Below are 20848 nucleotides of genomic sequence, written 5' to 3' on the forward strand. Positions count from 1 at the left end.
TTGAGCGGCAGGCGCGTCTCATGGGCGTCTCCGAACCCTTCATCCGCCGGCCGATCGCGACCTCGCTGCTCGGCATCGCTCTGCTGATCGGCGGTGCGCTCGGCTATTTCGCGCTGCCGGTCTCCGCGCTGCCGCAGGTCGACTTCCCGACCGTGCAGGTGACGACGCAGCTGCCCGGCGCGAGCCCCGACGTGATCGCCTCGCTGATCACCGCGCCCCTGGAGCGGCAGCTCGGCCAGATTCCGTCGCTGTCGGCGATGAACTCGACGAGCTCGTTCGGCGTCAGCCAGATCTCGCTCCAGTTCGATCTCAACCGCGACATCGATGGCGCGACCCAGGACGTGCAGGCCGCCATCAACGCCGCGGCGGGCGTTCTGCCAAAAACGCTGCCCTATCCGCCGACCTACGCCAAGGTGAACCCGGCCGATGCGCCGGTGATGACGCTGGCGCTGCGCTCCGACACGATCTCGCTCCGGGCGATGAGCGACATCGCCGACACGCTGCTGGCGCAGCGGCTGAGCCAGATTTCCGGCGTCGGACGGGTCTCGGTGCTCGGCGGGCTGAAGCCGGCCGTGCGCATCCAGGCCGACCTCGCGCGCCTAGCGGCCTATGGCATCGCCATGGAGGATCTGCGCACCGCGATCGCCAACGCCAACGTCTCCGGGCCGAAGGGATCGCTCGACGGCGCGCAGCAGGCCTACATCATCGCCGCCAACGACCAGATCGCCGCGGCCGACGCCTACAGGCCGATCATCATCGCCTACCGCAACGGCTCGCCGGTCACGATCGGCGACGTCGCGCAGATCGTCGACGGCCTCGAGAACGACCGCACCGGCGGCTGGTATCAGGGCATACCGGCCGTGATCATCGATATTCAGCGCCAGCCCGGCGCCAACATGATCGACGTCGTCAGCCAGATCCGGGCGGAGATCCCCAAGGTCCAGCGCGCGATTCCGGCCGGCGTGAATCTCACCATCGTCTCCGACCGCACCGTCACCATTCGCGCTTCCGTCCATGACGTGCAGTTCACGCTGATCCTCAGTGTGGTGCTGGTGACGCTGGTGGTGCTGCTGTTCCTGCGCTCGCTGCGGGCCACGCTGATCGCGGGCGTGGCGCTGCCGCTGTCGCTGATCACGAGCTTCGGCATCATGTATTTTGCCGGCTTCAGCCTCGACAATCTGTCGCTGATGGCGCTCACCATCGGCACCGGCTTCGTTGTCGACGACGCCATTGTCATGATCGAGAACATCGTCCGCCACATGGAGAACGGCGAGAGCGCGATGGAGGCCTCGCTGAAGGGCGCCAGTGAAATCGGCTTCACCGTGATCTCGCTGACGGTGTCGTTGATCGCGGTGTTCATCCCGCTGCTGTTCATGTCGGGCCTGGTCGGGCGCATGTTCCGCGAATTCGCGCTGACGCTGACGATCGCGGTCGTGACCTCGGCGGTGGTCTCGCTGACGCTGACGCCGATGATGTGCTCGCGGCTGCTTAAGCACGCCCATGAGGAGCTGGCGGTGCCGGGTCTCGCGGCGATCAGCCGCTTCATCGACCGCACCGTCGAGGTCTATCACCGGACGCTGCTCTGGGTGCTGGAGCGCCAGCGCGCCACGCTGGTCGTGACCTTCGCCACGCTGATTGCGACCCTCGTCCTGTACGTGGTCGCGCCAAAAGGCTTCCTGCCGCTCCAGGACACCGCCTCGATCACGGCGGTGACGGAAGCCGGGGCCGACGTGTCGTTCGCGGAGATGCAGAAGCGGCAGGGCGAGGCCGCCGATTCCATCAAGGCTGACCCGGACGTGACCGGCGTGGTCTCGGTCATTGGCGCCGGCTCGGTCAACCCGACCACCAATGTCGGGCGCCTCGTCATGACGCTGAAACCCCGCGGCGAGCGGCGCGACGATGTCAGTGTGGTCATCACGCGGCTGAAGGAGAGGGTGGCCGGCATCCCCGGCATGACCGTCTATTTCCAGCCGGTGCAGGACGTGCAGATATCGACCCAGTCCAGCCGTTCGCAATACCAGTATACCCTGACCGGCACCGACGCGACATTGGTCTCTGAATGGGCAAGGAAGCTTGTCGCGGAGATGCGGCGCGATCCCTTGTTCAGGGACGTGTCCTCCGAGGCGGAGGAAGGCGGCCTGCGGGCGCAGCTCGATGTCGACCGCACCCGCGCCGGCCAGCTCGGCGTCAGCCTCCAGGGCGTCACCGACACGCTGAACGACGCGTTCGCGCAGCGCCAGATCTCGACCATCTACGGCCAGGCCAACCAGTATCGCGTGGTGCTGGAAGCGCTGCCGATGTACCAGCGCGATCCCTCGATCCTGTCAAAACTCTATCTGCCGGGTGGTGCGAGCACCACCGTCGGAGCGCCTAACGCCCAGGTGCCGCTGTCTGCGGTGGCGACGCTGACGCGCACCACGGCGCCGCTCGCGATCTCGCACCAGGCGCAATTCCCTGCGATCTCGCTCAGCTTCAACCTCGCGCCGGGCGCGGCGCTCGGCGATGCCGTCGAGGCGGTGAAGACGATCGAGACCCGCATCGAGATGCCCAACAGCATCGTCGGCGTCTATGCAGGTGACGCCGCCGAATTCGCCAAGGCGCTCGCCGGCCAGCCCTGGCTGCTGCTCGCCGCCGTGATCACGATCTACATCGTGCTCGGCGTGCTCTATGAGAGCTACATCCACCCGATCACCATCCTCTCGACGCTGCCCTCGGCCGGCGTCGGCGCGATCCTGGCGCTGATGCTGTGCGGTCAGGACCTCTCGGTGATCGGCCTGATCGGCATCATCCTGCTGATGGGCATCGTCAAGAAGAACGCGATCATGATGATCGACTTCGCGCTCGACGCGGAGCGCAACCAGGGCATGCCGGCGACCGAAGCGATCGTGCAGGCCTGTCTGCTGCGCTTCCGCCCGATCATGATGACGACGCTGGCGGCGCTGTTCGGCGCGCTGCCGCTCGCGATCGAGAGCGGCACCGGCGCCGAGCTGCGCTTCCCGCTCGGCATCTCCATCATCGGCGGCCTGCTGCTCAGCCAGCTCCTGACGCTCTACACCACCCCCGTGATCTACCTGGCGCTCGACCGCATCAACCGCCGCCTCGAGCGCGCGCTGCCGCCGGTCGAGCCTGGTGGACCGCCGGTCGCGGGTGCTACCGAGGGGATGCAGTGATGGCATCGATCTCGGAGCCCTTCATCCGCCGCCCGGTCGCGACCACGCTGCTGTCGATCGGGCTGTTCCTGCTGGGTGTCGTGGCCTACGAGTTCCTGCCCGTCGCCTCGGTCCCGAACGTCGACTTCCCCGCCATCTTCGTCTCGGCGAGTAGGCCCGGCGCCGATCCTTCCGTGATGGCGGCGACCGTGGCCTCGCCGCTGGAGCGGCGGCTCGGCGAAATCGCCGGCATCAACCAGATTACCTCGACCAGCTCGCTGGGGATGACCAGCATCCAGCTTCAGTTCGACATCGGCCGCAACATCGACAAGGCCGCGCGTGACGTCCAGGCGGCCATCAACGCGTCGCTGGTCGACCTGCCGAGCGACCTGCCGACGCTGCCGCGTTTCCGCAAGGCCAACACGGCCGGCGCTCCCGTCTTCGTGCTGGCGCTCACATCGAAGACGCTATCGGCAAGCGCAATCTACGATGTCGCCGATACCGTGCTGGCGCAGCGCATCTCACAAGTGCCTGGTGTCGGCGACGTGACGGTGAGCGGCGCCGATCAGCCGGCGGTGCGGATCCAGCTCAACCCCGTGGCGCTGTCGAACGCGGGCATTGCCACCGACGACGTGCGGACCGCGATCATCAACGCCAACCCGCTCGGTCCTGTCGGCATCTTCAACGGCGAGCGCCAGAGCGAGACGCTCTCGCTCAATCGGCAGATGCGCACGGCGAAAGAGTTCCGCGACATCGTCATCAAGAGCTCCAACGGCAATTTCGTGCGGCTCGCCGACGTCGCCGACATCGAGGACGGCGTCCGCAACGCGCGCTCGATCGCCTGGTTCAACAAGCAGCCGGCGGTGCTGATCCAGATCACCAAGCAAGGCGATGCCAACGTCATCGACACCGTCGACAGGGTCAAGGCGTTGATCCCCGTGCTGAAGCAATGGATTCCGGCTGGCGTCGATATCTCCACCCTGGTCGATCGTACCAGCACGATCCGCGCCAGCGTGCTGGACATGCAGTGGACGCTGCTGGCGACCGCCATATTGGTGATGGTCGTGGTGTTCGTGTTCCTGCGGCGGCTGACGCCGACGATCGCGGCCGGCATCTCGGTGCCGCTAGCGCTGGCCGGAACCTGCGCCGGCATGTGGGTCGCGGGCTTCTCCATCGACAATCTGTCGCTGATGGCGCTCGCGATCTCGGTCGGCTTCGTTGTCGACGACGCCATCGTCATGATCGAGAACATGTTTCGCAATCTCGAGCATGGCATGCGGCCGTTCCAGGCGGCGCTGGAGGGCGCCCGGCAGATCGGCTTCACCGTGGTCTCGATCAGCCTGTCGCTGATCGCGGCCTTCACGCCGCTGATCTTCATGGACGGCATTGTCGGCCGCCTGCTGCGCGAATTCTCGCTGACGCTCACCTTCGCAATCCTGGTGTCGACGCTGGTGTCGCTCACGGTGACGCCGATGATCTGCGCCCACTATGTCCGGCAAACACCCTCCGGAACCGCGACGCTGTTCGATCGGATCATCGAGGGCTCGCTGTCGCGAATCGTCGCCTTCTACACCCGCACCTTGCGCACGGTGCTGGAATTCCCGCTGCTGACGCTTCTGGTGTTCTTCGCCACCATCGCCCTGACGGTGACGCTCTACATCAAGGTGCCCAAGGGCTATTTCCCGACGGACGATTCCGGCTTCGTCATCGGGGCGACGCGTGCTTCGGCCGACATCTCGTTTCAGTCGATGCTAAGCCTCCAGCAGCGGCTTGCCGACATCGTGATGCAGGATCCGGCTGTGGCCGGCATCGGCTCGACGGTCGGCAGCGGCGGCGGGCCGGGCGGTGCGACCTCCAATCGCGGCACAATGTTCATCAGCCTGAAGCCGCCGGAGGAGCGCGACCACGTCTCGACGCAGCTCGTGATCGACCGGCTGCGGCGCGCTTTGTACCCCGTTCCCGGAATCCGCCTCTTCATGTTCGCGGCCCAGGACGTGCGCGCCGGCGGACGGCAGAGCGATTCCGACTACCAATACACGCTCTCCAGCACCGATCTCGGCCTGTTGCAGCAATGGGCGCCGATCGTGGCCAAACGCATGGAGACAGTCGAGGGGATCACCGACATCTCCAGCGATCGCGATCCCGGCGGGCTTCAGCTGACGCTGAGCATCGATCGCCAGAAGGCGTCGGCGCTTGGCGTCCGCGTCCAGGACATCGACAATGCGCTGAACAACGCATTTTCGCAGCGGCAGATCTCGATCATCTACACCCAGCGTAACCAGTACATGATCGTGCTGGAGATCGACCCGAAATTTCAGGTCGATCCCTCCAATCTCGAGCGCATCTATGTCGCCGGCGCCAACGACGCACAGGTACCGCTGTCGGCCGTGGTGCATGCGACGCGCGGGCTCGCCGCGCTCGCGGTCTATCACTCGCAGTCATTCCCCTCGACCACGGTGTCGTTCAACCTGCTGCCGGACGTGGCGCTTCAGGCCGCCACCCAAAACATCCAGCGTGCGGTCGAGGAGTTGCACATGCCCGAGGGCATCCGCGGCAGCTTTGACGGCAATGCCGGCGATTTCGCCCGGACCAGCGGCCGCCAGCCGCTGCTGATCCTCGGCGCGCTGGTGGCGATGTATATCGTGCTCGGCGTGCTCTATGAGAGCCTCGCCCATCCGCTCACCATCATCTCGACGCTGCCTTCGGCCGGGCTCGGCGCTCTCCTTGCGCTTCAGCTTACAAATACGCCGCTGACGGTGATTGCCTTCGTCGGCATCATCCTGTTGATCGGCATCGTCAAGAAGAACGGCATCATGATGGTCGACTTCGCACTCGACGCCGAGCGCCAGCGCGGCCTGTCCTCGGCGGAGGCGATCTTCGAGGCCTGCCAGGCGCGCTTCCGTCCCATCCTGATGACGACCATGGCGGCGCTGTTCGCCGGCATTCCGCTGGTCGTCGCGACCGGCCCCGGCACGGAGCTGCGGCGCCCGCTCGGCATCACCATCATCGGCGGCCTGTTCGTCTCGCAGATCCTGACGCTCTACACCACGCCCGTAATCTATCTCCTGATCGACCGCCTGCGGCGCCGCTCCGAGCCGCGCCCGCTGACCGCGCCGGCGGAATAGCCGGGTTGTTGAAGCGCCGCTTCAAGCGTATAGCGGCGGCCATGTCGAACCCAGCAGAGACGGCCGCCACAGCGCCCGAGCCGATCCCCGAATGCCCGCATTGCCAGAAGCCGATGCCGCTGTGCATCTGCGACAGCGTCACGCCGATTGCGAACCGCCTTGGGCTCCTGATCCTCCAGCATCCGCAGGAGCAGGACAGGGCGCTCGGCACCGCCCGGCTGACGGCGAGACACTTTCCCAAGGCGACGGTTCGGGTTGGTCTATCCTGGCCGAGCCTTTCCAAGGCGCTGGGCCAGCCTGTCGAAAATGCCGCGCGCTGGGCCGTGCTCTATCTGGGCTCGGCGCGCGCGGCCGATCTCGAGGCCGAAGGCGAGATCCTGGCACTCACCCGCAAGGGCGAGGTCGCGGAGAACCAGCGCGCCATCCTGGGCAAGCTCGAAGGCGTGGTGCTGCTCGACGGCACCTGGAGCCAGGCCAAGGCGCTGTGGTGGCGCAATCCCTGGATGCTGAAATGCCAGCGCGTCATCCTCAACCCGGTGCACCCCTCGCGCTACGGGCGCCTGCGCCGCGAGCCGCGGAAAGACGGACTCTCGACCATCGAGGCCGCCGCGACGGTTCTGGCCGGCCTGGAGCGGCGCGCCGATATCGCCGAGACGCTGCACGCCAGTTTTGAACGGCTGTTAACACGGTATCGCGAGGTTCAGGCTGAGATGCCGGATTTGGCGCCAAAACCGGCACCAAAGGGCCGCCGTCGCGATTTCCGGCGCAAACGAGCCTGACTCCAGCCCATATCATCCGTACGGTCGATTGCCCCGCAAGGACCCGGCGGATAGAGACCCTCGGCCGACAGGTCGCGATCTGCTATCCTGTCGCGGCATTGGAATGCCGGAAGCCGAAAGGGGCGGTCGAATTCATCGCGCAGCGAAGGAGATCCTTGCGCAGGCGGCGCAGTTCGATCGTTGGGGCACGCTCGCCCTGATGGACATCTCGCTGCGCTACCGGCGCACCGTGATCGGTCCGCTCTGGATCACGCTGACGCTGGCGGCGACGATCGCCAGCGTCGGAACGGTCTACGCGGCGTTGTTCAAGCAGGACATCGCCGTCTTCCTGCCGCACTTCGCCGTCGGCCTGATCGTCTGGACCCTGATCGCCACGACGCTCCAGGAGGGCTCCAACATCTTCGTGGCGTCCGGCCACCTGATCAAGGCGGTACCAGCGCCGCTGATCGTGCACGTCTTGCAGATGATCGCGCGCAACGTCCTCATCTTCACGCATCATCTGGTGATCATCGTCCTGCTCTATGCCGTGATGCCATGGCCGCTGCAATGGAGCATGCTGCTCGCGGTGCCCGGCTTTGCGATCCTGCTCGCCGTGCTCCTCGGCGGCTCTGTCGCGCTCGGCATGCTCTGCGCGCGGTTCCGCGACATCGGCTCGGCGATCGTCAGCGGCCTGCAATTCATCTTCTTCCTGACGCCGATCATCTGGACCGAGGATGCCGTGCGCGGCACTGCGTTTCACTGGCTGATACGGGCCAATCCGTTCGCGACGCTGCTCGATCTCGTGCGCAGGCCGCTTCTGTCGCAGCCGACGGATGCCGAGCAATGGCTGCTCGGCTTGGTCTATGCGATCGTTGTCGCCGTCATCGGCCTCGGCTGTTACGCAAGATATCGCCATCGCGTGGCGTATTGGCTGTGAGGCGCGAGATATGACCCCCGCAGCTCATATCGCGCTTCGCAACGTCTCGGTCATCTTTCCGGTGCTGTCGTTTCGCGACCGCTCGCTGCGCAGCCGCTTCGTCAGCGCGGTGACGCTACGCCGGAAGGCTGCGATCGCACACATCGTCAGAGCGTTGAATGACGTCAGTCTCGATATCCGCGCGGGGGACCGCGTTGGTCTCATCGGCGCCAACGGCGCCGGCAAGACCACGCTGCTGCGGGTGCTCGCCGGAATCTATCATCCCACGATGGGTAGCGTCGACGTGCTCGGCCGCTGCCTGTCGCTGTTCGACCTGTCAGCCGGCTTCGACGAGGAGGCCACCGGCTACGAGAACATCATGCGGCGAGGGCTCGTGATCGGCGCGCGACGCGCCGAGATCGACGCGCGGCGCGCGGAGATTGCCGAATTCACCGAGCTCGGCGACCGGCTCGACCTGCCGCTGCGCACCTATTCCAGCGGCATGATGCTGCGGCTGATCTTCGCGGTCGCGACCGCGGTCGAGGGCGAGATCGTGCTGCTCGACGAATGGATCGGCGTCGGCGATCAACAGTTCCGCAACAAGGCGAGGCAGCGGCTCGACGAGATCGTCGCGCGCGCCGGCATCCTGGTGCTGGCCTCGCACGACATCGAGCTCATCAAGAGCACCTGCAACCGCGCGATCCTGCTGGAGGAGGGGCGGATCGCCGCGGCAGGTCCGACCGAGGAGATTCTCGGGCGGTACCTCGCCGGAACGGCAGAGGTAAAGGCCTAGCCGCTCGGGGTTGCCTAAAACCTTGATCCCCTATATTGCTCCGCCCTCGTTGGGGCCACGTGGCGGAGTGGTTACGCGCCGGTCTGCAAAACCGTTTACTCGGGTTCGAGTCCCGACGTGGCCTCCATCGCAAGCCTCTGATTTCACATCACAAATTCGACTTCGGTGCAGGCCCCCGTCAATCGCGCGGATACGGCCTGCCGAGGGGCGCTCACCGGGTTTGCCCGGGGCTTGCCGGAAACCCTCGATTCAGCTCGCTTGGCATAGAGTTCGCATCGCGTCCGGGTGATGCATCCCCGAACAAGCGAGAGCTGGAGAGCACGTGGGCGACGTCGTCCGATTAGTCCCGAAATCTGAGCTGGAGAGGGCCCGCCTCATTCGCGAGGCGCGAGAGATCTATGACAGCATCTTTCCGCCGGCCGCACCCGAACGGGCGTCGCAGCAAGGCGAGGAGCGCGTCAAGACTTGATCGTGGCCGCGCCGGGCCTCGGCGCGGCTTATGTCGACGGGCTCGCAATGCGAGCGCATCCGTTCGCGGCGGCTGCGGCGGTCTCAGCAGGCGGCGTACCAGCCATCCGGAAACGGCAGAATGGGCCAGGCGCCCTCGTTGTCATTGGCGGCCTTGGGCGTCGCGTCGAAGCTCCACGATCGGGGCACGAATTCCTCCTCCGCCGCGGGCGCCAATTCTTCATGGACCATGGCATCCCGGACGACATCCAGCAGCAAGTTGAATTCGGCTTCGCTCATCACACCCTCCGGAACGTCGGATAGCGCAATGTCGCAAAACCGGTTTGTCTCCCAATTGAGCCGATCGTTCGAATTTTATCGATCCGGCGACCATGGCCCGATTGGTTAGCGATTCCTGAAAAATCCCCGCGGGAACTTAGGCGTTCCCGGCCGGCCGCCGGTGTGAAAGAGATCACATTCCCCGCGGTTTATTCCTCGTACTGCTTTGGACACCCGACCGGCCAGCGCCGGCCGGGGCAAGGCAGACAGGAGACTTGGTCATGAAGGCGAGGTTCTTGCGGTTTGCGGGCATGAAAAGCCGGGCGCGTCGCGCTTCGACGCTCGGGCTGTTCCTGACGCTCTTTGCCTCCACCGCCCATGCACAGGGAACATCGGAGCAGCGCCGGGTCTGCACGCCCGACGTCTACCGGCTCTGCGCCGGCGAGATCCCCAACGTCCGCGCCATCACGGCGTGCCTGCGGCGCAACCGGGCCAGCCTGAGCGAAGCCTGTCGCTCAGTGTTCGATCAGGCCGGCGGGTAGGCCCTGTGGGTTTGTGCGCAGCAAGTGGCTGGCAGCTGTTTGCGAATCCGCTGTAGCCGGCCTGTGGATATGCTGCGGACAGGCTGTTGATAGAGGGCGGCGTGCTCGCGGACGCGGGCGCCAGGATCTATCTTCCAGGCGTCACGTCTCTGTCAAATAAACCGACCGAATGATTCGCCAATCGTGCAGATCATGGCAAACATCGAAATGATGTGGTTCTGCCGAATTCGGAATCCTGGATCGTAGCTGTCCCACGCCTGCGAACAGATTTTGTGCAGCGGGCTGCCCAATTCACAGGCCAACCCCATCCAATTTTTTGTACGCCCGCGGACAAGCTTTCCCGTCCGCCTTCCTCCTAGGCTAGCTCCCGAGTTTTGGAACATGGCAGGCGCCATGACAATTCGAAGGAGCTGGACATGGACAGACGGGTTTTGCCCCAGGCACGGCGGGGGACGGCGCGCGCATCGTTGCCATGGCGCAAGGTCGCGCTCGGCGCCGCCATCGCTTTCGGCATGGTCGCCGCTGCACCGTTGAGCGCGCAGGCGGCACCTGCGGCCTGCGCCGCGCTCCTGGAAAAATATCCGGACTGGAAGGGCAAGACGCTCGTCAACGCCATCAACCCGCACACGCCGGGCTACGAGACGATCGATCCGAAGGATCCCAGCAAATATATCGGCTTCGACATCGATCTCGGCGAAGCCATCGGCGAATGCCTCGGCTTCAAGCTGACCTACAAGCCGGTGACGTTCGCGGCACTGCTGACCACGCTCGCCGCGGGACAAGCCGACATCGTCATCTCCGACATCTACGCCACCAAGGAGCGCGCCAAGGCCGCCGACTTCATCACCTATTCGAAGGTGTTCGACGGCGTGCTGGTCGCCAAAGGCAATCCCAAGGGCATCAACGGCATCAACATGTCGATGTGCGGCGCGGCTGCCGCCGAAAACACCGGCTATGTCGAGGTGCCCCTGATCCAGGCGCTGATGCCCGAGTGCAAGAAGGCCGGCAAGCCCGAGCCGACCGTCCAGCTCTATGACAACAACGCCAACTGCATCCAGGCGATCCTCGCCGGCCGCGCCGACACCTATGTCAACGACGTCAACACCGTCGACAGCGCGGTGAAGGCCTATCCGGACAAGCTGGAGAAGGCGACCGCGGTGACGATCCCGTATTCGGTCGGCATCGCCGTGCCGAAGGACAAGCCGAAATTCCGCGACGCCGTGCTTGCCGCGCTGATCGAGGTGCAGAAGGCCGGAACGCACATGGCGCTCCTGAAGAAGTGGGAGCTCGATGTGAACAATTTCAAGGAGCCGGACATCCTGACGGCTGACTGATGTCTCTGTTCCTCCACTACTTGAGCATGCCGTATCTGCTCGAGGGCATCGAGCTCACCCTTGAGGTGACTGCCCTCGGGCTCGGCGGCGGATTGATCCTCGGATTGATCCTGGCCGGCATGCAGCTCAGCCGCTTCTGGGTGCTGGCTGCGATTGCACGGGGCTACACCGTGATCTTCCGCGGCACGCCGCTGATCCTGCAAATGGTGTTCGCCTACGACGCGCTGCCGCATATCGGCATCAAGCTGCCGGCGGTTCTTGCCGCCGGCCTGGCGCTCGCCTGCAACGAGGCGCCGTTCATTGCGGAGATGCTGCGCGCCGGCGTGCTCGGCGTCGATCGCGGGCAGGTGACGGCGGGCCAGGCACTCGGCATGACCCCATCGGTTCTGATGCGCCGCGTAATCGCGCCGCAGGCGATCCGCACCATGATTCCGGCCTTCGGCAACGAGGCCGTCAGCGCGCTGAAGAATTCCTCGCTCGCTTCCGTGGTCGCGGTCCAGGAACTGACGCTGCGCTCGACCCAGCTGGCGTCCTCGACCTTCGATTTCTTCTCGATCTTCTTTGCCTCGGGCCTCCTGTACCTCGTGCTGACCTTTGCCATCAGCGTCATCCAGCTGTTCGTCGAACGGCTGCTTGATCTCGACCGCGTTAAGGGCCGTCAGCGCAAGCTTGCCGACTATCTGCCCTGGCGCCGCGTCGATCTCGGCACCAAGCTTGAGCTCGCCGAAGCTACGGCCAATGACCCCGAGGCGGCACAACCGGAGCTCACCGACACACCGCCGCTGGCCCTGACCCGCGAAGAGCGCACGCGGCGCGCGGCGACGATCGCGCGCAACAACATCGCCGTCGAGACCAAGGACCTCACCAAGAACTACGGCGCGCAAAAGGTCCTCGGAGGCCTCGATCTCACTGTTCGCATCGGCGAGGTGGTCGCGCTGCTCGGTCCCAGCGGCTCCGGCAAGAGCACGCTGCTCCGCTGCATCAATCATCTCGAAAGCTGGGACGGAGGCATCGTTCGCGTCGGCGGCCGCCGCCTCGGTTTTGATGACGACGGCAAGCTGCTGTCACCGCGGGCGATCGCCAACGAACGGGCCACCGTCGGCGTCGGCATGGTGTTCCAGCAGTTCAACCTGTTTGCCCATCTCTCGGCCAAGGAAAACATCGCCGGTCCCTTGCGCTGGGTCCATGGCATGACCAGGATCGATGCCGACCGCCGCGCCGCCGAGTTGCTCGACCGCGTCGGGCTGTCGCATCGCGCCGACGCGCTGCCGCGGCATCTCTCCGGCGGTCAGCAGCAGCGCGTGGCTATTGCGCGCGCGCTAGCGCCGAATCCGAGCGTGCTGTTGCTCGACGAGCCGACCTCCGCGCTCGATCCCGAACTGGTCAACGAGGTGCTGGAGGTGATCCGGCGCCTCGCCATCGACGACGGCCTCACCATGATCATCTCGACGCACCAGATCCGGTTTGCGGATGAAGTCGCCGACCGCGTCGCTTTCCTGAGCGCCGGTGCGATCATCGAGGAGGGGCCCGCGCATGAGGTTCTCTCCAACCCGCGCAATCCGCTGACGGCGCGTTTCCTCAGCGTGATGGAAGCCGACAAGACTCCGGAGGCGGTGCGATGAGCGCTGCGTCCGCAGGTTCAAGACCGCGTTCCCTTAAGAGGCCAAGTTAAAAGAGACCAAGTCAGAAGAGACCACGTCATGAAGCATTTTTCGTTGCCGGTTTCGCCGAAAACCGTCCACTGGGGTTATTTCTCGAAGAAGGTCGCGCCGGCCCTGACGCTGCGCTCCGGAGATCGCGCCACCATCGAGACGCTGACCCACCATGCCAATGACGATTACGAACGCATGATCGCGGGCGATCCCGGCGCCGAGAGTGTGTTCCAGTGGACGCGCGAGCACAAGGCGGTGGCGCGCCGTGGCTCGGGTCCGGTCGAAGGCCCCTTCATCCGTGGCGCAGGCGAGGGGATCGGCGTGCATCTGTTGACCGGACCGGTGGCGATCGAAGGGGCCGAGCCCGGCGACATTCTGGAGGTGCGAATCCTCGACGTCCGGCCGCGGCCGAGCTGCAGCGCCTGCCATGCCGGCCGCTGCTTCGGCTCCAACGTCGCGGCGAACTGGGGCTTTCACTATCACGATCTGATCGAGGAGCCGAAGCCGCGCGAGGTCGTCACCATCTTCGAGCTCGACACCTCGGGCGAGCCCTATGCGAAGGCCGTCTATAATTACGTGTGGGCGCCGCAGACCGATCCCGATGGCATCGTGCATCCGACCATCGACTATCCCGGCGTGCGCGTCGACCACGCCACCATCAAGAAGCGCGAGAACATCCTGGCAAGCGTGAAAGTGCCAGCGCGCCTGCATTTCGGCACCATGGGGCTCGCACCATCCGAGGCCGACTTCGTCAGCTCGATCCCCCCCAGCTACACCGGCGGCAACATCGACGATTGGCGCATCGGCAAGGGCGCACGGATGTTCTATCCGGTCGCCGTCCCCGGCGCCTATTTCTCGGTCGGCGATCCCCACGCCGCGCAAGGTGACAGCGAGCTCGGCGGCACCGCGATCGAGACCTCGCTCACCGGCGAGTTCGAATTCATCCTGCACAAGAAGGCCGATCTCGCCGGCACCAGCCTCGAAGGCCTCGACCATCCGATGCTGGAGACCGATCAGGCCTGGTCGTTCTACGGCTTCACCTATCCGAACTATCTCGCCGCGCTCGGCGCCGACGCACAAACCGAGATTGCCAATCACTCAAGTCTCGACCGAGCGATGCGCGATGCGTTCCGCAAGCTCCGGCGGTTCCTGATGACCGTGCATCGCCTGAGCGAGGACGAGGCGATCTCGCTGCTGTCGGTCGGCGCCGATTTCGGCGTCACCCAGGTGGTCGACGCCAATTGGGGCGTCCACGGCACGATCCGCAAGAACATCTTCCGGTGTGACTAATGCGTTGAACGGCAGTCTTTTTTCGGGATGAGAGGGTGAGCAGAGATCGTCATTTGCGACCCGTCGCCGCGACGGATGACCGCGTGCGTCTGGCACAGAGGTTGCTTCGATCGACCGCAATCTGGGTCGATCCGATGAGCTTCCGGCCGTTCACGAGCGAGTCCTACGCGCAAGACGACCGCCCCGAAGCCTGGCGGGACGTGCTGGCTGCCGTCGGCCTGCAACCCGTCGGCGGCCATTCCTTCCTCGATGGGCACGCAACGGCGTCGCATCGCCACGCCTCGGGCGTCGCGATGACACGCATGGCCGCGGGCGCGCAGAGCGTCGGTCCGCTCACGAAATCGCATGAAGACCTTCCGATCGCGCTAATGCCGGTCGAGGACGGCATGGTGCTGAGGAGCGCCGGCGGCCATCGCATCGTCCCCGTCGGCCATCTCGTGCTGCTGCCGCGGAGCAGGGACTGGAGCATCGTGTTCCAGCGCGACATGCGCGCGATCGTGCTGTCGGTGACCTCGGAGGCATTACACGGCCGCCTCTCGGGCAAGCCGCGGCTCGGCGAGCCGCGCGTCGTTCCGCCCAGTGGTTTCGCAGATGTGTTCGCGCGCCTGCTCGACGCTACCGCGCGCACGCTCGATAACTTGAGCGATGCCGAATGGAATTCGGTCGCGCAAAGTCTCGTCGATCTGCTTCTGACGCTCGCGCATCAACTGGCGGCCTCGACGTCCGATGCCGGATCGAGCGCGACGCAGGCCGCACTTCTGCACCGGATCTGTCAGACCATCGAGCGCCGGCTCGACGATCCCGAGCTGGTGCCGGCGCGGGTCGCGCAGGCCGAGGGGATTTCCGAGCGTTACTTGCAAAAGCTGTTCGAGACGGTCGGCGACAATTTTACCCACTACGTCCGCGAACGTCGGCTCCAGCGCGCCTGGGCCGACCTGTCCAACCCCACGGAAGCGCATCGCTCGATCTCGGAGATCGCCTACGCCTATGGTTTTGGCGACTCCGCGCATTTCAGCCGCGCCTTCCGCCACCGCTTCGGACTGCCGCCGCGCGAGTTTCGCCAGCAGGAGGCGGAGCGGGCGATGTCGCAGCACGGGATCACCGGTCAGCGCGGCTGGCCGCAGGACGCGCTGGCGCAACTCCGGGCGCATCAGGCGGGTGCGGAGGCGCGCAGCAATGTCTCCCGCGCTGACGCCGATGAGCCGAGAACGGCGGGACGCAAGCACCATCATCTTCCGATCGAGGCCAACCGTGTTCATTGGGGGTATTTCAGCCGCTCGCTGTCGCCGCAGCTCGAGATCACCTCCGGCGACACCATCACCATCGAAACGCTGACGCAGCATGCCTCTGACGATTCTGAGCTGATGATCGCGGGCGATGCCGCCGCCGAAAGCGTGTTCGGCTGGACCCGCGAGAAGAAGAACGTGGACCGCCGCGGCGCCGGCCCGATGGACGCCAGCGTGTTCGGTCGCGGCGCCGGCGAGGGGTTTGGCGTGCACATCTGCACGGGGCCCGTGGCGGTGAAGGACGCCCAGCCCGGCGACGTGCTGGAAGTGCGGATCCTCGACATCGTGCCGCGCGCAAGCCGGCATCCGAAACATTCAGGCCGCGTGTTCGGCTCCTCGGTAGCGGCCTGGTGGGGCTATCATTACGACGAGTTCCTTTCAGGACCGAAGCCGCGCGAGGTCGTGACGATCTACGAGATATTCGACGGCGCCGACGCGCCGCATGCCCGCGCGCTCTATTCCTACCGCTGGGAGCCGCAGACCGATCCCTTCGGCGTCGTACACATGACCTACGACTATCCCGGCGTTCCCGTCGCGCCCGGCACGGTGAAGCGCCGCCATGCCGTGCTCGACGGCATCCGCATTCCCCTGCGTCCGCATTTCGGTGTGATCGCGGTGGCGCCGCGCGAGGTCGATTTCATCGACTCCGTGCCGCCGTCCTATTTCGGCGGCAATCTCGACAATTGGCGGCTGGGGAAGGGGGCCGCTGTCTATCTTCCGGTCTCCGTCCCCGGCGCATTGCTCTCGGTCGGCGATCCCCATGCGGCGCAGGGTGACGGCGAGTTGAGCGGCACCGCGATCGAATGCTCGATGACCGGGACCTTCGAGGTGATCCTGCACAAGAAGGCCGACCTCGCCGGCCAGCCCTTCGCCGATCTCTCTTATCCCCTGATCGAAACAGCGACCGACTGGGTGCTGACCGGCTTCAGCCATCCCAACTACCTCGCCGAGTTCGGAGCGCAGGGCCAGAGCGAGGTCTACGCAAAGTCTTCGCTCGACCTCGCCATGAAGGACGCTTTCCGCAAGATGCGGCGCTTCCTGATGAACGTCAAAGGACTGAGTGAGGACGAAGCGATCGCGCTGATGTCGGCAGCCGTTGATTTCGGCGTCACCCAGGTGGTCGATGGCAATTGGGGCGTGCACGCGATTATCAGCAAGCGTCTGTTTCAGGACGCGCCTTAAAACCAAGGATAACCGAAGTGAAATTCCACATGATCAGCGGCGGACCGAAGCCGGTCGCGCCCTTCAGCCACGCGGTCGAGACCGACGGTTTTGTTTTCGTCACCGGTCAGATGCCGGATACGCCGCAGACGCCGGGCGTGCTGCCCGAGGGTATCGTCGCACAGACAAACGCGGTGATGGAGAACCTGAAGGTGGTTCTCAGAGGTCTCGATCTCGGCCTCGAGCACGTCGTGATGGCACGCGTGTATCTGACGCGCTTCAAGGAAGACTACGCGCTGATGAATGAGACCTACCGCACGTTCTTCGCACCCGGCCGGCTCCCGGCCCGCACCTGTGTCGGTGTCACCGGGCTCGCTTATGACGCGCTGATCGAAATCGATCTGGTGTGCCGGCGGCCGTGAGAGCGGCGCCTGCCTGCGACCGCCGCGGAGAAACCAAACGTCGCCGATCTATGAATGCCCGTTCATTGCTGCGGAGAATTCGAATCGGTATGAACTGCCCGTGCGCGTCTCGCGTCGCGCACGGCTCTGGAGTGCGGGCCGATCGCGTGTTGAACCTTTCGATCTCGCTCCGGACGGATCTCTGAGGCAACGCCATCGGTTGCCGCGGCATCTGCGCGGATCGACGTCAGGGGCCGGAAGCTGTTTCGATCGAAGGATTTCAAATGAAGTATTTTCTGTCTGCACTGATCGCCATCGGTCTATCCATTGCCGCCGCGCCGTCGTTCGCGGCCGATGCCCGCAATGTCTCCGTCATCAACGAAACCGGCTATGCCATCAAATTCCTCGGCTTCAACGCACCGGATGATGGCATGGACGAATGGGACAACGAGCTCGACAAGGTGCTCCAGAACCAGGCGACTACCTAATATCGAGTTCGACGATGACGATGAGGGCTGCGTCTGGAACATCCGCGTCGACTGGCAGAACTACGACGAGTCGGTCCTTTGGAAGAACGTCAACCTCTGCAAGTTCAACGCGCTGAGGCTGCGCTACGACTCCGGCACCAAGACCACGTCCTTCATCGCCGAGTAGTTTGTCCTTGATGGCCGGGAGGAGGGGCCGCACAGGCCCTTCCTCGACGCGTTGCGGAAGATGACGAATTCGTCCTTTGCAAGCGCAAGCGGCTTTGTTATACGCAGCCGCGCGCGAACGTCGGTTCGCCCTTTCCTCGGTAGCTCAGCGGTAGAGCATCCGACTGTTAATCGGATGGTCGCTGGTTCGAATCCAGCCCGGGGAGCCAAATTTCACCGCTATTTCAGTAGGTTGTTGCCGCATCCTGACACGATGTGTGATGCCGCTTGAGCGGTTTCTGAGCAGCGCCCAATGCCGAATCCAGTGCGGAATCGCGTTCAAGCAGACGTGTGTGGTGGCGCCATCGCGCCATGAGGCCGGCGCCAAATCGACTCAATTCAAATCAAGCTTCGGGATGCCGGGCCTTACGGAGCTGATTCCCATGCCAGACATCCACGTCGACCGTTCCCAGATGGCTCCCTCGATTCTGCCGTCCGACATTCCCGAGCTCAGCGACGATGAATGCCTCGCGCGCCTTGTGCGTGCCGTCGAGGCACCCGATTCGGCACGGCTGGACGAAGTCGCAGCACTGATCGGCCGCCTCGCGGTCGCGATCGAATAGCCGTGTAAACCCCTGATGCGGTGAGTGCGCAGCCCCGGTCCTAGGGGCCGCCGGCCATGTTGCGTTTTCGCCGGGCATGTTCCAAAGATGCCGCCAATTCGTCCGCGGCATCGTCCGCATTCCAGGGTCTGCAAATGTCCGGTTTCTCGATCGCGCGCCAAAAAATGGTCGATGGCCAGGTGCGCACTACTGATGTCACCGATCGCCGCATTCTCGATGGCATGCTCACGGTTCCGCGCGAGGCTTTCGTGCCGGCGACCAGGCAGGCCTTGGCCTATCTCGACCTCGATCTTGACGTAAGCGAGGGGGCCGCCAAGCGGTTCCTGATCAAGCCGGCCCTGACCGGCAAGCTGCTCCAGGCCGCAGAGATCGGCGAGGGCGACAACGTGCTGGTCGTCGGCTGCGCCACGGGCTATCTCGCCGCGCTGGTAGCCAGGCTTGCGCACCAGGTCACCGCGACCGAATGCGATTCGGCGCTGGCCGCGAAGGCCAGGGATGCTTTCGCCAGCCTTGGGCTCGCCAACGTCGCGTGCAAGGCGGCGGCCTGCACCGAGGGGTATCCCGCTGCTGGTCCCTATGACGTGATCGTCCTCAACGGCGCTGCCGAGGTGACGCCGGAAGGGCTGCTCGGGCAGCTTAGGGAGGGCGGGCGTCTGGTCGGGGTCTCTGCCGAATCCAACCCGCCGCGGGCCATGATCGTGACCCGCACCCACGGCGAATTCGGCCATCGGGCGCTGTTCGATGCCGCAGCCCCGGTCCTTCCCGGGCTGGAACAGGCCGCTGCCTTCGTCTTCTGACGGCTTGGAGCCCGTTAAAATCCCGTTCTGAATCAGAAGTGTGGCCGGGATGCTGCACGTGAAGAGTTTCCACCATTAACTACCCTCAGGTAGTTCCGTTGCGCTTGACCGCGTCCTATGTTGCCCCGGGGCAACGACTCCACTCGGATACGGTAACCAGGCTCGCGGGCACGAGTCTGGCGTGAGAATGAACGGAATTTTTGGGATGCATGGGGTGAAGCTCTTCACCGGAGCGGCGGTTTCGGTCCTGCTGCTGGCGCTTGCCGGGCCGACGCCTGCCTTGGCGGACACCATCGAGGCTGCGTTGGTGCGCGCCTATCAGAACAATCCGCAGCTCAACGCGCAGCGCGCCCAAGTGCGCTCGACTGACGAAAACGTACCGCAGGCGTTGTCGGGCTATCGCCCCAGGGTCGCGGTAACGGCGAGCGCCGGCTACCAATACACGGATTTCCAAAGCGGCCCGGGCAGCTCACCGGTTCACGGCACGGGCGTGCCGCGCAGTGCGGGCATGACGATTTCCCAGACGTTGTTCAACGGCAACCAGACCGCCAACCGGACGCGTGCCGCCGAGAGCCAGGTCTCGGGCGCCCGCGAGGCGCTGCGCGTGCTTGACCAGAGCCTGCTGCTCCAGGCCGCCACGGCCTACATGGATTATCTGCGCGACTCCGCGACGCTCGAAGTCCAGCGCAGCAACGTGCGCGTGCTCGAGCAGACGCTGAAGCAGACGCGTGATCGCTTCAACGTCGGCGAAGTGACGCGTACGGACGTCGCCCAGTCCGAAGCACAGTTGGCGGCCGGCAGGACGCAGGCGCTGACCGCCGAATCGAACCTGACCACCACTCGCGCGAACTTCCGCCGCATCATCGGCAATGACCCGGTCAATCTCGCGCCGGGCTCGCCAGTCGATCGCTTCCTTCCGCCGACGCTGCCATCCGCCGTCGATCTCGCGCTGGTCGAGAACCCCAACGTTACGGCCGGCATGTTCGGCATCGACGTCAACTACCTTCAGGTCAAGGTCAACGAGGGCGCTCTGCTGCCGACGATCTCCCTGCAGGCGGCCGTCACCCAATCCTACGAACAATCTTTGATTCAGGCCCGCTCGTTCGGTGCGTCCGCTGTCGCTCAGGCCTCGGTGCCGCTTTATCAGGGCGGTGCTGAATACTCGCTGATCCGGCAGTCCAAGGAAAACCTCGCGCAGCAGCGCCTCAACCTCGAGACGACGCGCGACCAGGCCCGCGCCACCGTTGTGCAGGCGTGGGGACAGTTGCAGGCCGGCAAGGCGCAGGTGCAGTCCGCGCAGGCGCAGGTCACGGCCTCCGAGATCGCACTGAACGGCGTGCGCGAAGAGGCCAAGGCCGGACAGCGCACCACTCTCGACGTGCTCAACGCGCAGCAGGCGCTGGTCAACGCGCGCGTCGCGCTGGTCACCGCGCAGCACGACCGCGTGGTTGCATCCTATTCCGTGCTCAGTGCGGTCGGCCGTCTCGCGCCGCAGGTGCTCGGCCTTTCGACCACGGTCTATGATCCCAGCGTGCACTACCAGCAGGTTCGCGATAGCTGGGCCGGCGTGCGTGCGCCTGACGGACGCTGATCGCTGCAATCAGGTCGGCCTCGCGAATAGCTCAGGCCGACCGGCGGTTTGCTTGCAATCGTCAAATTCCCT

The 20848-nt window shown here is 65.0% G+C and carries 16 protein-coding genes and 2 tRNA genes; 17 read left to right on the forward strand and 1 reads right to left on the reverse strand.

Annotated features, from left to right (window positions below; genetic code table 11):
- The first annotated feature begins 20 nt into the window (after positions 1 to 20).
- The 6 genes from IVB18_RS25060 (at position 21) to IVB18_RS25085 (ending at position 8868) form a co-directional block, all read left to right on the forward strand.
- A complete protein-coding gene (locus IVB18_RS25060) occupies positions 21 to 3170 on the forward strand; it encodes an efflux RND transporter permease subunit (protein ID WP_247983110.1) in 3150 nt (1049 codons plus the stop codon).
- A complete protein-coding gene (locus IVB18_RS25065) occupies positions 3170 to 6274 on the forward strand; it encodes an efflux RND transporter permease subunit (RefSeq protein WP_247983111.1) in 3105 nt (1034 codons plus the stop codon). The genes IVB18_RS25060 and IVB18_RS25065 overlap by 1 nt, the downstream gene beginning before the upstream one ends.
- A 41-nt stretch (positions 6275 to 6315) precedes the next feature.
- A complete protein-coding gene (locus IVB18_RS25070) occupies positions 6316 to 7053 on the forward strand; it encodes a tRNA-uridine aminocarboxypropyltransferase (protein ID WP_247983112.1) in 738 nt (245 codons plus the stop codon).
- Positions 7054 to 7252: 199 nt separating this feature from the next.
- The gene (locus tag IVB18_RS25075) at positions 7253 to 7969 is read left to right on the forward strand and encodes an ABC transporter permease (protein WP_346732676.1); all 717 of its coding nucleotides are present in this window, start codon (positions 7253 to 7255) and stop codon (positions 7967 to 7969) included.
- 10 nt (positions 7970 to 7979) lie between these two features.
- Positions 7980 to 8741 carry an ABC transporter ATP-binding protein gene (locus IVB18_RS25080; RefSeq protein WP_247983114.1) on the forward strand — a complete coding sequence of 254 codons (762 nt, stop codon included), beginning with the start codon at positions 7980 to 7982 and terminating at the stop codon, positions 8739 to 8741.
- Positions 8742 to 8794: 53 nt separating this feature from the next.
- A tRNA-Cys gene (locus tag IVB18_RS25085) sits at positions 8795 to 8868 on the forward strand.
- A 425-nt stretch (positions 8869 to 9293) separates the two neighbouring features.
- Here the strand turns inward: IVB18_RS25085 and IVB18_RS25090 are convergent.
- Positions 9294 to 9488 carry a hypothetical protein gene (locus tag IVB18_RS25090; protein ID WP_247983115.1) on the reverse strand — a complete coding sequence of 65 codons (195 nt, stop codon included), beginning with the start codon at positions 9486 to 9488 and terminating at the stop codon, positions 9294 to 9296.
- Positions 9489 to 9748: 260 nt separating this feature from the next.
- On the opposite strand from IVB18_RS25090, the gene IVB18_RS25095 reads away from it, so the two are divergent.
- The 11 genes from IVB18_RS25095 to IVB18_RS25145 all read left to right on the forward strand — a co-directional run bounded on the left by IVB18_RS25095 (position 9749) and on the right by IVB18_RS25145 (position 20776).
- Positions 9749 to 10009 (forward strand): hypothetical protein, encoded by a 261-nt coding sequence (locus tag IVB18_RS25095; protein WP_247983116.1) that lies wholly within the window; start codon positions 9749 to 9751, stop codon positions 10007 to 10009.
- Positions 10010 to 10425: 416 nt separating this feature from the next.
- Positions 10426 to 11343 (forward strand): ABC transporter substrate-binding protein, encoded by a 918-nt coding sequence (locus IVB18_RS25100; protein ID WP_247983117.1) that lies wholly within the window; start codon positions 10426 to 10428, stop codon positions 11341 to 11343.
- Positions 11343 to 12965, forward strand: a complete 1623-nt coding sequence (locus IVB18_RS25105) for an amino acid ABC transporter permease/ATP-binding protein (protein ID WP_247983118.1) — start codon at positions 11343 to 11345, stop codon at positions 12963 to 12965. The genes IVB18_RS25100 and IVB18_RS25105 overlap by 1 nt, the downstream gene beginning before the upstream one ends.
- A 78-nt stretch (positions 12966 to 13043) precedes the next feature.
- Entirely contained in the window at positions 13044 to 14285 is a 1242-nt protein-coding gene (locus IVB18_RS25110) for an acetamidase/formamidase family protein (protein ID WP_247983119.1), read from the forward strand.
- A gap of 134 nt (positions 14286 to 14419) precedes the next feature.
- Positions 14420 to 16753: an acetamidase/formamidase family protein gene (locus tag IVB18_RS25115; protein ID WP_247991727.1), complete on the forward strand. Its 2334-nt coding sequence runs from the start codon at positions 14420 to 14422 to the stop codon at positions 16751 to 16753.
- Positions 16754 to 16770: 17 nt separating this feature from the next.
- The gene (locus tag IVB18_RS25120) at positions 16771 to 17154 is read left to right on the forward strand and encodes a RidA family protein (RefSeq protein ID WP_247983120.1); all 384 of its coding nucleotides are present in this window, start codon (positions 16771 to 16773) and stop codon (positions 17152 to 17154) included.
- Positions 17155 to 17417: 263 nt separating this feature from the next.
- Positions 17418 to 17621 (forward strand): hypothetical protein, encoded by a 204-nt coding sequence (locus IVB18_RS25125; RefSeq protein WP_247983121.1) that lies wholly within the window; start codon positions 17418 to 17420, stop codon positions 17619 to 17621.
- A 299-nt stretch (positions 17622 to 17920) separates the two neighbouring features.
- A tRNA-Asn gene (locus IVB18_RS25130) sits at positions 17921 to 17995 on the forward strand.
- 213 nt (positions 17996 to 18208) lie between these two features.
- Positions 18209 to 18388 carry a hypothetical protein gene (locus tag IVB18_RS25135; RefSeq protein ID WP_247983122.1) on the forward strand — a complete coding sequence of 60 codons (180 nt, stop codon included), beginning with the start codon at positions 18209 to 18211 and terminating at the stop codon, positions 18386 to 18388.
- A gap of 134 nt (positions 18389 to 18522) precedes the next feature.
- A complete protein-coding gene (locus tag IVB18_RS25140) occupies positions 18523 to 19185 on the forward strand; it encodes a protein-L-isoaspartate O-methyltransferase (protein ID WP_247983123.1) in 663 nt (220 codons plus the stop codon).
- A 205-nt stretch (positions 19186 to 19390) separates the two neighbouring features.
- Positions 19391 to 20776 (forward strand): TolC family outer membrane protein, encoded by a 1386-nt coding sequence (locus tag IVB18_RS25145; RefSeq protein WP_247991728.1) that lies wholly within the window; start codon positions 19391 to 19393, stop codon positions 20774 to 20776.
- The last annotated feature ends 72 nt before the right edge of the window (positions 20777 to 20848 follow it).

Source organism: Bradyrhizobium sp. 186 (assembly GCF_023101685.1).
Lineage (GTDB): Bacteria > Pseudomonadota > Alphaproteobacteria > Rhizobiales > Xanthobacteraceae > Bradyrhizobium.